The sequence below is a fragment of the Desulfovibrio legallii genome (assembly GCF_900102485.1).
In the GTDB taxonomy this organism is placed as follows: Bacteria; Desulfobacterota; Desulfovibrionia; order Desulfovibrionales; family Desulfovibrionaceae; genus Desulfovibrio; species Desulfovibrio legallii_A.
Map to the genome: position 1 here is coordinate 1 of NZ_FNBX01000018.1, position 15,540 is coordinate 15,540.

Sequence of the window (15,540 nt, forward strand, 5' to 3'; positions counted from 1 at the left end):
TTTTGCCAACGTGAGGCTGAAAGAGGCGGCCGCGCTGCACGGCCTGCCTGCCGAATTTATCGCGCAGGCGGTCCAGGGCGGCGTCCAGGCGTTCGCGGCGGGCTTCCAGGGCCGGGTCCGCCAGGCCGGGGGCGGCGGCGGGGAGGCCGGGCAGGGCCAGCTGCGCGGCGGGGGGCCGCTCGAAGCCGGAGACGCCCAGGCCCACCAGGCGCACGGGCTGAGGCAGGGGCAGGGCCTGGAGCAAGGCCGCGCCCACGGCAAAGATGGTTTCCGTGGCGTTGACGGGCGCGGGCAGGCTGCGGGAGCGGGTTATCTGGCGGAAGTCCGCAAATTTGACTTTGAGCGTCACGGTGCGGCCTTTGCAGTTATGGCGGCGCAGGGAGGCCCCCACCCTTTCGGCGTGGGCCAGCAAGGCGCGGCGCAGCAGCTCATGGTCGCGGGTATCCTGGGGGAAGGTGCATTCCGCGCTTTCGCTTTTGGCTTCACGCGCGGGCTCCACAGCGCGCGGGTCGCGGCCGTGGGCACGTTCGGCAAGCACCCGGCCCCATTGGCCGAAGCGGCGCTCCAAAAAATCCGGGCTGTAGCGGCGCAGCCGCCCCACAGTGCGAACGCCCAGGCCGTGCAGCTGCTGCGCGCCGCGTTTGCCCACACCGGGGAGCTTTTCCACGGGCAGGTCTTCCAGAAAGGCGTCCACGTCTTCGGGGCGGAGGATGCAGACGCCGTCGGGCTTATGGATATCCGAGCAGATTTTGGCCAGGAATTTGACCGGGGCCGCGCCTACGGAGCAGGTCAGCCCGCCGGTGGCGGCGGTGACGCGGGCCTTCATGCGGGCGATGAGTTCCTCCAGGGGGCCGAACAGCCGCTCCAGGCCCGCGGCGTCCACATAGGCCTCGTCCACGCTGGCCTGCTCCACCAGGGGGGAGAATTCGCCCAGGGCCGCCATGACGGCGCGGGAAACTGCGGCATAGCGCGGGTAGCGCCCGCGCAGAACCACGGCCTGGGGGCAGAGCCGCCGGGCCGTGCTCATGGGCATGGCCGAGTGCACGCCGAAGGCGCGGGCCTCGTAGGAGCAGGTGGAGACCACGCCCCGTTGCCCGCCGCCCACGATAACGGGGCGGCCCCGCAGGTCGGGGTTGTCCAGCTGCTCTACGGAAGCGAAAAAGGCGTCCATGTCGAGGTGCAGAATCATAGGGGATGTCCGGGCGGCACGGCTGGGGCCCGCGCGCCGACAAAGGGGGCGTGCGGCGGCGCAAGGCCGGGGCGGAGCGGGCAGACGCCGCAGCCCGCGGACCGGGCGAAGCCGGCGCGCTGCGCCGCCTCAGTCCAGCTTTTCGCGCACGCGCTCCAGCTCCGACTGGATATAGACTTCGGGCGCGCCCTGGGAGCGCAGCAAGAATTCGGCCATGGCCAGGGCCACTTCGCGCTCGCCGCTGAACACGGCCGTCACGCCCAGGTCGCGCAGCACGCGGGCCTCGCCCACAAAGGCGGTATGGGCCAGGATGCGCACGTCCGGATTGACGGCGCGGGCGATGGGCGTCACGTCCCTGGCCGGGATGCTGGTGGAGGTCAGGAGCAGGGCCTCGGCCTTTTCCAGGCCCGCCTCGCGCAGCACTTCGGCCTGCAGGGCGTCGCCGTGGATCACGGGGCGGTCCTTCTCCCGCAGGGCGTGCACGGTATCGATATTCATCTCCACGACCATAACGGAGAGGCCGCTATCCCGCAGGATGCGGCAGCAGCTGCGGCCCACGGGGCCGTAGCCCACCACCACCACGCGGGGGGCGGTTCCCTCTTCAGGCACGATCTGGCAGACCTCGCCGCGTTCGGCTTTCTCCGGCCGACGGCGCTCCAGCCAGCGGGCCAGGTCTTCCATGCGGCGGTAGATCATGGGGTTGATGGTGATGGAGATCATGGCCGCCGGGATAATGGCGTTGTTGACCCGCTCGTCAAAGAGCCCCAGGCTGATGCCCATGCCGGCGAGGATGAAGGAGAATTCGCCGATCTGAGAAAGGGAGGCCGAAACAGCCAGACACAAGCGCAAAGGCTTGCGGAACAGCCTGGTCATAATAAAAGCCCCCAGCGGCTTGGCCACCAGGATGACGAACAGGGTGGCCAGCATGAGGGGCCAGTCCGTGAGCAGGGATGCGGGGTTAAAGAGCATGCCCACAGAGACGAAGAAGAGCACGGCAAAAGCGTCGCGCAGGGGCAGGGCCTCGGCGGCGGCGCGGGCGCTGAACTCGGACTGCCCCACCACCATGCCGGCCAGGAACGCGCCAAGGGCCATGCTGGCGTCAAAAAAGTAGGCGGCGGCCACGGCAATGCCCAGGGCCAGAGCGATGACGGCCAGGGTGAACAGGTCGCGGGTGCCCGTGCGGGCCACATAGCCCAAAAAAAGGGGAATGAGCTTCTGCCCCACCACCAGGGTGAAGAGGGTCAGGGCCCCCAGCTTGAGCAGGGTCAGGCCCAGGGCGCTCCAGAATTCCCCGCCGGGGGTGAGCACGGCGGGCAAGAGCACCAGAAGCAGAATGGTGAAAATATCCTCCACCACCAGCCAGCCCAGGGCCACATGGCCGGTGCGGGTGTGCAGGGCGTGGTTGTCGGCCAGAACGCGGGTGAGCACCACGGTGCTGGCCACGGAGATGGCCATGCCGAAAATCGCGCCCGCCAGAAGCGAGAAGCCGAAAAAGTGCAATATGACCATGCTGGTGAGGGTGGCGGCGGCGATCTGGATAGCCGCGCCGCTCACGGCAATGGCCCCCACGGCCAACAGGTCGCTGAGGTGGAAGTGCAGCCCCACGCCGAACATAAGCAGGATCACGCCTATTTCGGCAAACTGGGCGGCCGTGCCCGCATCGGCCACAAAGCCCGGCGAGTGCGGCCCCACCAGAATGCCCGCCAGCAGATAGCCCACCAGGGGCGAAAGGCGCAGCTTCTGGGTCAGGATGCCCAGAACCAGGGCGGCGCTCAGGCCGCCGGCCAGGGTGAGGATGAGGACGGTTTCATGAGGCATGGCGTTACTCCCGCGCGCCCGGCAGCCACTGCAGCCAAAGGCTGCGGCGGCGCGGGCCGTCGCCTTCGCACAGATAGACGGCCTGCCATGTGCCCAGGCAGAGCTCGCCGTCCTCCACCAGTAAAAGCAGCGAAGGGCCGTGCAGGGTTGTTTTGATGTGGGCGTCGCTGTTGCCCTCGGCGTGGCGGTAGTCCCCGGCATCGGGCACAAGGCGGCTGAAAAAGGCCAGCATGTCGCGGCGCACGTCCGGGTCCGCCCCCTCGTTGAGGGTCAGGCCGCAGGTGGTGTGCGGGCAAAAGAGTGTCAACGCGCCGTAGCGCCAGCCGCGCTCCACGGCCATGCGCCGCACAAAAGCACGGACTTCGGCCGTAATGTCGCGCATTTCGCAGCGGCTGTGGGTGGCGCATTCCAGGGTAAACACGTCCGCCTCCGCGGCCTTTTGCCGCCCGATGGTTATGCGCCGCCCAAGACGCGGAAATACACGGCGGGCTCGCGCAGCAGCCCCGCGTCCATGGTGCGCTGCAAAGCGTCGCTCATGGCCTTGGCCGTGGTTTCGTGGGTCATGAAGACCAGGGGCACGCCGTGGCCCTCGTCGGTTTTCTGGATGACCTGGGCAAGGCTGATGCCCTCGGCCGCCATGCAGCCCGAAAGGTCGCGCAGCACGCCGGGGGCGTCCTCCACCATAACCCGCACATAGTAGCAGGAGCGCCACTCCTCCGGCGGCACAATGGCGGCCGTGGGCAGATCCTTGCCCGCGAAGCCCGTGTTGTTGGGGCGCTCCTCCCGGGCCACGGCCATAAGATCCGCCAGCACGGCCCCGGCCGTGGGCAGGTCCCCCGCGCCGCGCCCGTGGAAAAAGAGCGGGCCGGAGGCGTTGCCCTCCACCCGCACGGCGTTGTACACGCCGCCCACCCTGGCCAGCAGGTACTTGTGGTAGACCAGGGCGGGGAAAACCCCGGCCTCCAGGCGCACCGGGCCCTCGCCCGCAGCGGCCCCGGCCTGGGGCACCTCGCGCGCCTGGCCAATGAGCTTGATGCGGTAGCCAAACTCCCGCGCCAGGCGGATGTCCAGGCTGGAAAGCCCGCGGATGCCCCGCACGGAAAGGGCCGTGTAGGGGTAGTGCGCGCCGAAGGCCAGGCGAATGAGCAGAATGAGCTTGTGGGCCGCGTCGTGGCCGTCGATGTCCAGGGTGGGATCGGCCTCGGCGTAGCCCAGCGCCTGAGCCTGCTTGAGGGCCAGGCCGAACTCCATGCCCTCCGAGGTCATGGCGGAGAGAATGTAGTTGCTGGTGCCGTTGAGAATGCCCATGAGCGAAAGCACGCGGTTGCCCGCAAGGCTCTCTTTGAGCGTCTCCACAATGGGGATGGCCCCGGCCACGCTGGCCTCATAGCGCAGCACGCGCTTTTTGCGGTCGGCCTTCTGAAAGAGGGCCAGCCCCTCCTCGGCCAGCAGGGCCTTGTTGGCCGTGACAATGTGCTTGCCCTGGTCCAGGGCGCGGTCAATAAGGGCGCGGGCGTGGTCAATGCCGCCCATCAGCTCCACCAGCACGTCGATTTCCGGGTCTTCGGTCAGCTCGCGCGGGTCGGTGACGAGCGCGGCGTCCGGCGGCAGGGGCACGCTGCGCGCCTTGGCTACGTCGCGCACCAGCACTTTTTTGAGGACAATGTCGCGCCCCGTACGGCGGCGGATAAGGTCCGCGTTTTCGCGCAGCAGGCGCACCAGGCCGCCGCCCACGGTGCCGTAGCCGGCCAGCCCCGCCACCAGGGGTTTGTCGCTGTTCTTGCTCATGGATTCTCCGTTGCCGCCGCCGGACGCCCGGCCCGCAATGCTGATGGTGCCGTTTAATCGCCCACGCCGGAGAGCAGACGCCGCATGCTGCTCATGGCCTGGCGGGTGCGCTGGTCGTTTTCAATAAGGGCAAAACGCACATATTCGTCGCCGTAAGACCCGAAGCCCAGGCCCGGCGAAACGGCCACATGGGCCTCCTGCAAGAGCAGCTTGGAAAACTCCACCGAGCCCATTTTGCGGAAGGGTTCGGGGATGTGCGCCCAGGCGAACATGGTGGCCCTGGGCGAGGGCGTCTCCCAGCCGATGCGGTTCAGACCTTCGATAAGCCAGTCGCGCCGCTCCTTGTAGACGTCGCAAATGTGCTGCACGCAGTCCTGCGGGCCGTTGAGGGCCACGGTGGCGGCGATCTGAATGGGCTGGAACATGCCGTAATCAAGGTAGCTCTTGATGCGCCCCAGGGCGTGGATAAGGTGCTGGTTGCCCACGCAGAAGCCCACGCGCCAGCCGGGCATGGAATAGCTTTTGGACATGGAGTAAAACTCCACCCCCACGTCCTTGGCGCCCTTGGCCTGCAAAAAGCTGGGGGCCTTGTAGCCGTCAAAAACCAGATCCGCATAGGCCAGGTCGTGCACCACCCAGATATTGTTCTCTTTGGCAAAATCCGCCACCTTCTGGAAAAATTCCAGGTCGGTCACTTCCGTGGTGGGGTTGTGCGGGTAGCAGAGAAAAAGCACCTTGGGCTTGGGCCAGGCCTGACGGGTGGCGGTCTCCAGATCCTCAAAAAAGTCGCGGCCGTGGCCGATGGGCACGCTGCGCACGTCCGCCCCGGCAATGACCGAGGCGTATTTGTGGATGGGGTAGGTGGGGTCCGGGGCCAGCACCACGTCGCCCGGCTCCAGCATGGCCAGGGAAAGGTGGGCCAGGCCTTCCTTACAGCCCAGGGTGACAATGGCCTCGCTGTCCGGGTCCAGCTGCACGCCGTAGTTGCGGGCGTAGCGATCGCAGATGGCTTTGCGCAGATTGGGGATACCGCGGGAAAGGGAATAGCGGTGGTTGACCGGCTTCTGGGCGGCCTCCACGAGCTTGTCCACGATATGGGCCGGCGTGGGGATATCCGGATTGCCCATGCTGAAGTCCACAATATCCACATTCTGCCGTCTGAGCCGCATTTTGAGGTCGCCCACCAGCGCAAACACATAGGGGGGCAGGCGGCGAATCCGCGAAAATTCTTCCATGTCACTGGCTCCTGGATGGTTCGGCGCGTCAGACGCCCGCGGCGCGACCTCCGCACCATGCGAAGGCCCGTCCGGGGCAGCGCGCCAGTCCGGCCTACGGCCCCGCAAACGGCCACAGTTCCGGCACAGGCAGCATAGCCAGCGGTCCGCCCGTTTGTAAAGCGCGCTTTTGCCTTTATGCGCTGCTTGGTGTAGCCTGCAGCCTATCAGGAGAACGGCATGGAAGCACACATCAGCTTTGACCCCGCTCTTCCGGCGTTGCGCCTGCTGGACCAGCGCCTGCTGCCGGAACAGGAGGCCTACATCCTCTGCCGCACGCCCGAAGACGTGATCGAGGCCCTGCGCAGCATGGCGGTGCGGGGCGCGCCGGCCATCGGCGTTGCCGCCGCCTGGGGCTGCGCGCTGGCCCTGCACGGGCTTGCGCCGGGCGCGGACTGGCCCGACCGCCTGGACGCAGCCCTGGAAAACCTGGCCCAGGCCCGGCCCACGGCCGTCAACCTGCGCTGGGCCGTGGAGCGCATGCGCGCCCGCTGGCGTCGGCTGGGCAAGGCCGCCAACCGGGAAACGCTGCATAAGGCCTTTATGGATGAGGCCAGACGCATGCAGGAAGAAGACGTGGCCGCCTGCAAGGCCCTGGGCCGCTACGGCGCGGCCCTGCTCAAGGATGGCGACACGGTGCTCACCCACTGCAATGCCGGGGCCCTGGCCACGGCGGGCTACGGCACGGCCCTGGGCGTGGTGCGCGCGGCGGTGGCGGCGGGCAAGCGCATCCGGGTCATCGCCGACGAAACGCGACCCTTTTTGCAGGGCGCGCGGCTCACCGCCTGGGAGCTGCACGAGGACAACATCCCCGTGGCCGTGGCCTGCGACAACGCCTGCGCCCTGCTCATGCACAAGGGGCTGGTGCAGTGCGTGGTAGTGGGCGCGGACCGCATAGCCGCCAACGGCGATACGGCCAATAAAATCGGCACCCTGGGCGTGGCCCTGCTGGCCCGGCACTTCGGCATCCCCTTCTATGTGGCCGCGCCCCTCTCCACTATAGATCCGGCCACGCCCCACGGCGACGCCATCCCCATTGAGGAGCGCCCGGCGGCGGAGGTGACCCATATGGGCGCAAGGCGCCTCTGCCCCGAAGGCGTGCCCGTGTACAATTTTGCCTTTGACGTGACCCCTGCCGCGTGCATTACGGGCATCATCACGGAACAAGGCGTGCTGCGGCCGCCCTACGGCCTTTCCATCTGGGCGGCCTGCAACGACACCCGCACAAACCGAGCCTGCGATGCGGCCGCAGGCGCAGTATCCCCCGCCGCAACGGACGACTGAGGCGCGGTTATGGAACTGGAACTGGTGGTGGCGGCGGTGCCCGCGCCCCGTCCGCAACCCTGCGGACGGGAATGCTGCCCGGAGGGCGGGCCGGAACGCCTGGTGGTTCATTGGGAAGGCTGGGAGGCCCCGGAGGGCGAATACTCCCTGCCTGCCCTGCTCCGCCGGGATCTCCTCCACATCCGCGCGGAACACGCGGCCTGGGCCTACGAGCTGGGCCTGCTGGACGCGGGCGGACGCAGCGTGCAGGAGCGTCTGACCGGCGGGGCCCCCCTTTCCCTGTGGTGGTGCTCCCTGCTCTATGAACGTCACCCCAAGATGACGCCTGGCCTCTATGAAGTGTACAAACTGCGAGCCCTGGAGCGTTTTATGGACGCCAGGGGCGTGACGGCCCTGCGCTGCAGCGGGGGGGACGCGCGCCTGCGCCGCGTGCTGGAAGCCCTCTGCGCCGCCGGCGACCGCAGCTTTGCCGCCGCGGGCCCGGAAACGGACGCGGCCTTCGCGGCGCGGCCGGGCCTGCTGCGCCGTTGCTATGCGGCCTGCCCGGCCCCCCTGCGCGCCGCGGCCCGCTATGTTCACTGGTGGTGGACCGTGCGCCGGCTGCTGCCCGCCTGCCCCCTGCCGTCCGCGCCCGCCGCAGGCGGCGCGCCCCGGCAGACGGCCACCATCGCCACCTACTTCCCCAATGTGGATATGGAGGCGGCCCGCCAGGGGCGCTTCCGCTCCCGCTACTGGGAGAGCCTGCACGAGGCCCTCAACGCCGCGGCGCAGGCCGAGGGCGGGCACTTTGTGCGCTGGCTGTTCATCCGCTTTCCCGCGCCGCAGCTCAGCCTGCGGCAGTGCCTGGAGCTGCGCGACCGCTTCCGCCAGAGCGGCAGGGACGGCTGCAGCTTCCACTACCTGGAGGAGCTGCTGCGGCCCCGCGACCTGGTCGCGGCGGCCTGGCGCTACGTCCGCATCTGCCTTTCTAGTCTGCTTCTGGAGCGCGCCGTGCGCCCGGCCTTCCACCTTCCGGGTTCGCGCCTGAATTTCTGGGACTATCTGGGGCCCTACTGGGCGGAATCCTTCCGGGGCTGGCGCGCCCTGGAGCGCTGCCTGCAGCTGCGGGCCTGCGAGCGCTACGCCGCGGCCGCCGGGCCGCAACGCTGGACGCTCTTCCCCCTGGAGAACTGCCCCTGGGAACGGATGCTCACCACAGCCGTGCACCGCGCGGGCAACGGCCCGGTGGTGGGGGCCCAGCACTCCACCATCCGGCCCACGGATTTCCGCTATTTTGACGATCCGCGCGCCTTCACGCCGCCCCTGGCCGTCATGCAGCCCGACCAGGTGCGCGCCAACGGCGGTTCCGCCCTGGCCCAGTGGCGGGACGCGGGCCTGCCCGCCGCCCGGCTGGACCTGGCGGAAGCCCTGCGCTATCTTTATCTGGTCAAGGACGGCACGGGCACGGCTGCCGCGGCAGGCGCGCCCCCTACCACTCCGACGAGCCAGGACGCGACGCCCCGGCGGCTTCTGGCGGTGACGAGCTTTTTTGCCGACGAGACGGACGCCCACCTGCGCCTGCTGGCCCGCGCCCTGCTGGGCGGGCTGCTGGAGGGCTGGGAGGTCTGCGTCAAGCCGCACCCCTATCTGCCCGTGGCCGAACGCCTGCAAGCCCTGCTGGGCGCACGCGCGGCCGAGGTGCGGGTGCTGGAAGGCCCCATCGGCCCGCTGCTCGCGCCGGGCGTGCTGGTCTGGGCCAGCAACTCCACCACCGCAGCCCTGGAGGCGGTCCTCAAGGGTCTGCCTGTCCTGGTTATGCTGCCGACCAATGATTTTGACCTCTGCCCCCTGCAAGATGTGCCCGGTCTGCCCCGCACGGGCAGCCTGGAGGACGTCAAGGCCGCACTGGCCGCCGCGGCCCCGCTTGCCCTGCCTGACGGCTATCTGGATCTGGACCCGGCCCTGCCGCGCTGGAAACACCTTCTCAACCTGGTGAGGATGCCATGACCGCACACGACCGCGTGGCCGCATTGGTGCGCCACTACTACTGGGACAGGGATATGAACTGCGCGCGCACTACCCTGCGCTGCCTGGAGAGCCTGACAGGCCAGAAGGTGCATCCCCAGCTCTATCAGGCCGTGGTTGGCTGCCACGGAGCCGGCGGTACCGGCGGGCAGTGCGGCCTGGTGGAAGGCGGCCTGCTGTTTCTGGGCATCTACGGCGCGGCCCTGGGCTTGAGCGAGGACGCCACCGTGGACGCTTGCGCCGCCTATGCCCGCCAATTCGCCGAGCGTTTCGGCAGCCTGGGCTGCAGCGACCTGCGGCCCGACGGCTTCCACAAGCAGGATCCGCCCCATGTATGTGAAATCCTCAGCGTGGACGCCATCTGCTTTCTGCACAACTATGTGCGGGGGCTCACGGGCCAGCCGCCTGTGGAATAACGCCACCGCCCGCAAACGCCCCCCCGGCTGCGGGAAGCTGCACAGGCTTCCGCACGCGCTCCTGCGCAACTTCAGGGCTGCGTCGTAAGCCCCTGCGGACGACAGGCCTTCACCGCGCCCCGTGCAAAGCCCGCAAGCCGGCCGCGCGAGACGCAACGGGCTGCGGCCATAAACGCGCAAGGCGCGGAGCTTTTGCCCCGCGCCTGTGTTGATTGCTGCGCTGCTGCTGCGGATTCCCGCGCCGAATCTTTGTACGCCGGATTGTTGTGCGGGAACCTGCTCAGGCGGTTTCGCAGGCCGCGCGGTTGCGGCGCGCGCCGCGCCACATGCCGCCCAGAATCATACCCGCGCCCACCAGCAGCCCGGCGCACATGGTCACAAAGCTGACCGCCTTGAGCACGCCCAGCAGTTCGGGGTTCAGGTCCATGAGCCCCAGGGCCTGCAGGTAGCCGGGCAGAGCTATGATGCGGCTCACGGCCACAATGAGCATGATGGCGGCCATGACAAACTTGACCATGATGGGCCGCACATAGGTGGTGCCTATGGCCCCCAGCTGCACGCCCAACAGGGATCCGCCCAGGATGATGAAGACCAGACGGATGTCGATCATGCCGTGCATGGCCCAGTTGACGGAGCCGCACAACCCCATGACAAAGGCGGTGACCAGCTCCGTGCCGGAAGCCACCAGCCCCGGCACGCCCAGCACATAGATGAGCCCCGGCACGCCGATGAAGCCGCCCACGGCAATGGTGGCGGCCAGCATGCCCGTGGCGATGCCCACCGGCAGGGTGAACCAGAGGGAGATGCGCAGCCCGGAGCGGGGAAAGGAGATCATGGGCCACAGCTCCACGCGCTGCAGACGCGCGGCCAGGGGCGGCGTGCCTTCGGGCGCGGCGCTGTGGGAGGCGCGCAGGGCGTCCTTAAGGATATAGCCGCCCACAATGACCAGCACGGCCACAAAGGAAAGGCTCACATACAGGTTGGACCCGGCCTGGCCCCAGCGTTCCAGAATGATGTTCTGAATGCGGATGCCAAACTGCACGCCCACCCCGGCCGAAGCGGCCACCACCAGACCGAGCTTGATGTCCACCTGACCGAAGCGGAAGCGCCGGATGGCCCCCACCAGGGCCTTGGGAAACTTGTGGCACATGTTGCTGGCCACGGCCACTGTGCCGGGCACGCCCAGGCCCATCATGCCGGGGGTGAGAATAAAGGCTCCGCCGGAACCGATAAAGCCGCTCACCAGGCCGCCCACAAAACCCACGGCCAGCAAAAAGGCCACGGTTACGGGGGTCAGGGTGATAAAAAGATCGGGGTTAAGCGCAAAGACGTCCATACGCTGTTCCTTATAGCTGACAAAAATTCGTTGGCCGACGTGGTGCGGCTCCGCGCGGGGCGCGCCGGGCGCGTCGTTCCGCCTGCCTTTGTGAAGCTGTGGCGGCAAAACCGGCCTTAGGGCATTTCACTGTCGCAACGCCCTGGCGGCTGCGCGAGAGACGCCCGCCGTGCAGGCGTAAGCGCAATTTATTTGCGCTGTTACGCGCCGAAACGAGCATGCCGTAAACTTTGAGTATGCCTATTCTCAAAGGTAACCTGCTCTAGCCGTGCGCGGCGGCCACATCCAGCCGCACCGGGCGGTGGGCCTTACGGGGCTGTTCGTCCCCGGCCGCTGCGCCCTGCGCCTGCTGCGCCGCACCCTGCCTGCGCACGCCCGTAACGCCGCACAGCTCCCACAAAGCCGCGGCAAAGCTGCCGTGCACATACGAAAGAACCAGCACGGAAATAATGGGCAGAGCGCTCCACCAGCCGCCCCGCGCGCACAGGGCCGCAAAAGTCGCGGCGTGGCTGAAGGCCAGGGCATAGATGAACACGCTGCCGCAGCCAAAGAGCAGCAGCCGCGTCAGGGGCGCGCCTTCGTGCCGCCCGTCAACGCTCCAGATATCCTCCACCCAGCCGGGCTGGCCCGCATCGGCATAGGCCACGGCCGTGAAACAATCCTCCATGTGTTCCTGCAAGCTGTTCATGGGCTACCTCCTGTCGCCCTTGTTTCAACATTTGTGCCACAAATCTTAAACTGGCATTCTGCTGGTTTTATTGCGTCTTTTTTCCCAGGCCCGCGTACTGCCGGGCAGTTTGTTGCAGATTGCAACACTGCGCCGGCGGCCGCCGCTTTTCGGGCGGCAGGCGGCGGCCCAGCCGCGGGTCTTGCGGATGCCGTTCCAATAAGCTACGCTGTTTCAAAGTTAAACGCTTGCGGCCGCAAGCTCCGGAGGTCCGCATGTCCCTGCTTTCGCTCCGCCAGACGCTGCGCGGCAAAATTGCCGTGGGCATGGGGCTTTTTCTGGCCCTGCTGCTGCTTATGGGCAGCATCGCCCGCTACGACCTGGGCCGCATCGAACGCGCCGCCCGGCTCATCGACATGGTGGACGATCTGCGCAACGACGTGCTGGAAATGCGGCGTTATGAAAAAAATCTCCAGCTCTTTCCCGGCCGCGAGGGCGACCTTGCCGCCCTGCGCCATTTTGTGGATACGGCCCGCGCCAGGGCCGCCGCCATCCTTGAAGCCCATACCACGGCCCTGGGCCACCGCCCCGGCGACGGCACGCACCGCAGGCTGGGCCTGCTGCAGGAAGGTCTGGAAGAATACGCGCGCCTGCTGGCAAAGCCCCCCCACCCGCTTCCGGAAGCAAACCTTCCGGCCCTCAGCGCCCTGGGCACCAGCCTGAGCGGCCTGGCGGACGCCGTGGTGCGCCAGGTGCGTCAGGGCATCTTCAAAACCGTACGCAACCTGCGCCTTCAGCTCCTGGCCGCCGCGGGCGTGCTGCTAGCCCTGGGGGTGGTCTTTGCCTGGCAGCTGGGCCGCCGCGTGCTGCTGGCCCTGGGGGCCATAGAAACCGCCGCTCTGGAGGTGGGCGCGGGCCGCCCCTTGCCCCACCCCCCCGCCAGACTGGAAAAAGAAGCCCGCCATGTGCTTAGCACCCTGGAGCAGATGACCGCAGAGCTGGAAAACCGCCACGCCCTGCTGCTGCAGGAAAAAAAGCTGGCCTCCCTGGGCGTGCTTACCGCCGGGGTGGCCCATCAGCTCAATAACCCTCTCAACAATATCTCCGTGGGCTGCGCCCTGCTGCGCGAGGATCTGGAGGACGGCCGCCAGGGCCGCCGCCCGCCCCTCACGCCCGATGACGCGGCCGCTCAGCTGGACGCCATCGGCGCGGAGGCCCTGCGCGCCCGCGATATTGTCCGCGGCCTGCTGGATTTTGCGCGGAACACGCCCTTTGCGGCCAGCCCCCGGCCCCTGGCCCAGGTGGTGGAGCAAGCCCTGGCTCTGGTGCGCCACGACCTGGGGCCCGGCGTGGATGTGACCGCCGTCGTCCCGCAAGACCTCATCCTGCCCCTGGACGCCCGCCACATGCAGGAGGCCCTCATCAACCTGCTGCTCAACGCCGCCCAGGCCATGCGCGGCCAAGGGCGGATCCGCATCACGGCCAAAACGGACCAGACCGCCGCCCAGGCCGTGCTCCAGGTGGAGGACAACGGCCCAGGCATTCCGTCGGAGTACCTGGGCCGCGTCTTCGACCCCTTCTTTACTCTCAAACCCGTGGGCGAAGGCACAGGGCTGGGGCTTTCCATCGCCTTCGGCATCGTGCGCCGCCACCACGGCCGCATTGACGCGGCCAACCTTCCGGACGGCGGCGCACGTTTTACCATCCGGCTTCCCCTGCATTCCCCCAAGGACGGTGCGGCATGACAACCATTCCCCCGGCCAGCATTCTGGTGGTGGACGATGAACGCCTGGCCCGCGCCAATCTGGCCCGGGTGCTGGAACGCCAGGGCCACACGGTGCGCCAGGCGGCAGGCGGCCAGGAAGCCCTGGCCCTGCTGCGCGAAGCCCCCGCCGATCTGGTCATCACGGATCTGGCCATGCCCGGCATGGACGGCATGGCCCTGCTGCGCGCCGTGCGCGCCGCGTACCCGCAGACCGAAATCATCATGGTCACCGGCTACCCCATGATCGAAAGCGCAGTGGAGGCCATGCGCCAGGGGGCCTTCCACTATCTGGCCAAGCCCTACTCCCTGGACGAAGCCCGCCTCCTGGTTCGCCGCGCCCTGGAAAAATGCCGCCTCAGCCGCCAGGTGGACGAAATGCGCGCCCAACTGGAGGCCCAGGGCCCCATGCCGCCCATGGTGGGCAATTCCCCGGCCATGCGCGGTCTGCGCCAGGCCCTGCAACGCCTGGCCCCCACCGACGTGGCCGTGCTGCTGCAAGGCGAAACCGGCACCGGCAAGGAACTGGCCGCCCGCACCATGCACGCCCAAAGCCAGCGGGCCCGGCGGCGCTTTCTGGCTGTCAACTGCGGGGCCCTGGCCCCGGAACTGTTGGAAAGTGAGCTCTTCGGCCACGAGCAGGGGGCTTTTTCCGGCGCCCTGCGCCGCAAGGAGGGCCTTTTTGAAGCCGCGGACGGCGGCACCCTCTTCCTGGACGAAATCGGCGAAATGCCCGCCCCCATGCAGGTCAAGCTGCTGCGCGTCCTGCAGGAGCAATCCCTGCGCCGCGTGGGCGGCACCGTGGATATCCCCGTGGACGTGCGCATCATCGCAGCCACCAACCGCAACCTCAAAGACGAAGTGGCCGCCGGGCGCTTTCGCCGCGACCTCTACTACCGCGTGGCCGTGGTCACCCAGGAGGTGCCCCCCCTGCGCAGTCGCCCCGAAGACATTCCCCTCCTGGCCCGCTATTTTCTGGAAAAGCTCGCCGACGGCAAAACCGCCCCCCTGGAGCTGGAAGACAGCGCCCTCCAGGCCCTTCGCGCCTATCCCTTCCCCGGCAACGTGCGCGAACTGGGCAATATCCTGGAACGCGCCGCCGTGTTCTGCCCCCAGGGCGGCCGCATCGGCCCGGCCTGCCTGCCCCCGGAAGTGCGCGAAGCTACCCGCGCGCCCCAGGCCACGCCGCCGGAAACGGCCGCCACGCCCGACGCCGCCCCCGTAACCACCCTCGCCGAACTGGAACGCGCACATATCCTCCAGACCCTGGACCGCGCCCACGGCAACCGCACCCTGGCCGCAGACATGCTCGGCATCAGCCGCTCCTCCCTCTGGCGCAAACTCCGCCAGTACGGTGTGGAATGACAGGATCTTCTGCGGGGGAAGGGCGTTGTGTGGGGAGAAAAATAAAAAAGGCCGGGAACGCCGGCCGCCATTGCTGAAAAAAGGAACCCCACGCGCGGTGCGCGCCCTACTCCCCCAGGTAGATTTCCAGAAGTCCGGGGGGCGGGTCAATGGTCACGGCGGGAATCTGCGGATCCAGATGCAGGATATATTCGGGCCGCGCGGGAAAGAGCACCTCGCGCTCGTCCTCGGTGCGGATGGACCAGACCTCCTGACCGCCGGGATACTCCACATGGTCCAGGCGGCCCAGACGGCCGCCGTCGGGCAGCAGCACAGCGCAGCCCAGGAGGTCGTGCAGATAGGCCTCATCCGCCGCGGGCGGGGGCAGATCCTCGCGCCGCACCAGCAGCGCCGCGCCGCGCAGGGCCTCGGCCGCCGTGCGGTCGTTGACCCCTTCCAGCACCAGCAAAGGCCGCCCTTTATGGCTGCGCACGGCCAAAGGGCGCACGCGCCGGGGCGGCGCACTCCCCTGCCGCAGCCAGAGAGGCGTTTCCAAAAGCAAGGGGGAGTCCGCATGCCAGTCGATGCAGAGCTCCCCTTTGATGCCGTGGGGCCGCGCCAGCGTGCCCATTTCAATCCAGGCTCCGGTCATGGGCGG

General features: G+C 68.2%; 13 protein-coding genes. 5 read left to right on the forward strand and 8 right to left on the reverse strand.

Going from position 1 to position 15,540, the window contains the following annotated elements; translation table 11 throughout:
- From BLS55_RS09895 to BLS55_RS09915, 5 genes are all read right to left on the reverse strand, one after another.
- Positions 1-1,189: DNA polymerase IV (locus BLS55_RS09895; RefSeq protein WP_143339549.1), on the reverse strand; the 1,189-nt coding region annotated here is incomplete at its 3' end.
- 129 nt (positions 1,190-1,318) lie between these two features.
- Complete coding sequence (locus tag BLS55_RS09900; protein ID WP_092154778.1) at positions 1,319-3,007, reverse strand: cation:proton antiporter; 1,689 nt, start codon at positions 3,005-3,007, stop codon at positions 1,319-1,321.
- A gap of 4 nt (positions 3,008-3,011) precedes the next feature.
- On the reverse strand, positions 3,012-3,428 hold the full coding sequence (locus tag BLS55_RS09905; protein ID WP_092154780.1) for a secondary thiamine-phosphate synthase enzyme YjbQ: 417 nt from the start codon (positions 3,426-3,428) through the stop codon (positions 3,012-3,014).
- 32 nt (positions 3,429-3,460) lie between these two features.
- Positions 3,461-4,795, reverse strand: a complete 1,335-nt coding sequence (locus BLS55_RS09910) for a homoserine dehydrogenase (protein WP_092154782.1) — start codon at positions 4,793-4,795, stop codon at positions 3,461-3,463.
- 53 nt (positions 4,796-4,848) lie between these two features.
- Positions 4,849-6,030, reverse strand: a complete 1,182-nt coding sequence (locus BLS55_RS09915) for an aminotransferase class I/II-fold pyridoxal phosphate-dependent enzyme (protein WP_092154784.1) — start codon at positions 6,028-6,030, stop codon at positions 4,849-4,851.
- 219 nt (positions 6,031-6,249) lie between these two features.
- Between BLS55_RS09915 and mtnA the strand changes: the two genes are divergently transcribed.
- From mtnA to BLS55_RS09930, 3 genes are read left to right on the forward strand one after another with little or no spacing between them, the layout of a single operon-like run.
- Complete coding sequence (gene mtnA, locus BLS55_RS09920) at positions 6,250-7,353, forward strand: S-methyl-5-thioribose-1-phosphate isomerase (protein ID WP_092154786.1); 1,104 nt, start codon at positions 6,250-6,252, stop codon at positions 7,351-7,353.
- Positions 7,354-7,362: 9 nt separating this feature from the next.
- Positions 7,363-9,339, forward strand: coding sequence for a TIGR04326 family surface carbohydrate biosynthesis protein (locus tag BLS55_RS09925; RefSeq protein WP_092154788.1), 1,977 nt, complete (start codon positions 7,363-7,365; stop codon positions 9,337-9,339).
- Positions 9,336-9,773 (forward strand): C-GCAxxG-C-C family (seleno)protein, encoded by a 438-nt coding sequence (locus BLS55_RS09930; RefSeq protein WP_092154790.1) that lies wholly within the window; start codon positions 9,336-9,338, stop codon positions 9,771-9,773. Before BLS55_RS09925 ends, BLS55_RS09930 begins: the two co-directional genes overlap by 4 nt.
- A gap of 280 nt (positions 9,774-10,053) precedes the next feature.
- Here BLS55_RS09930 and BLS55_RS09935 read toward each other — a convergent pair whose 3' ends face one another.
- Both BLS55_RS09935 and BLS55_RS09940 read right to left on the reverse strand, forming a co-directional pair.
- Positions 10,054-11,109 carry a sulfite exporter TauE/SafE family protein gene (locus BLS55_RS09935; RefSeq protein ID WP_092154792.1) on the reverse strand — a complete coding sequence of 352 codons (1,056 nt, stop codon included), beginning with the start codon at positions 11,107-11,109 and terminating at the stop codon, positions 10,054-10,056.
- A gap of 262 nt (positions 11,110-11,371) precedes the next feature.
- Positions 11,372-11,797: a hypothetical protein gene (locus BLS55_RS09940; protein ID WP_092154794.1), complete on the reverse strand. Its 426-nt coding sequence runs from the start codon at positions 11,795-11,797 to the stop codon at positions 11,372-11,374.
- 254 nt (positions 11,798-12,051) lie between these two features.
- Between BLS55_RS09940 and BLS55_RS09945 the strand changes: the two genes are divergently transcribed.
- Together BLS55_RS09945 and BLS55_RS09950 are read left to right on the forward strand one after the other, a co-directional pair.
- Positions 12,052-13,521 carry a sensor histidine kinase gene (locus BLS55_RS09945; protein WP_092154796.1) on the forward strand — a complete coding sequence of 490 codons (1,470 nt, stop codon included), beginning with the start codon at positions 12,052-12,054 and terminating at the stop codon, positions 13,519-13,521.
- The gene (locus tag BLS55_RS09950) at positions 13,518-14,903 is read left to right on the forward strand and encodes a sigma-54-dependent transcriptional regulator (RefSeq protein ID WP_092154798.1); all 1,386 of its coding nucleotides are present in this window, start codon (positions 13,518-13,520) and stop codon (positions 14,901-14,903) included. Before BLS55_RS09945 ends, BLS55_RS09950 begins: the two co-directional genes overlap by 4 nt.
- A gap of 106 nt (positions 14,904-15,009) precedes the next feature.
- On the opposite strand, the gene rimM is transcribed toward BLS55_RS09950, so the two are convergent.
- Positions 15,010-15,534, reverse strand: coding sequence for a ribosome maturation factor RimM (gene rimM, locus BLS55_RS09955; RefSeq protein WP_257243210.1), 525 nt, complete (start codon positions 15,532-15,534; stop codon positions 15,010-15,012).
- Positions 15,535-15,540 lie beyond the last annotated feature (6 nt).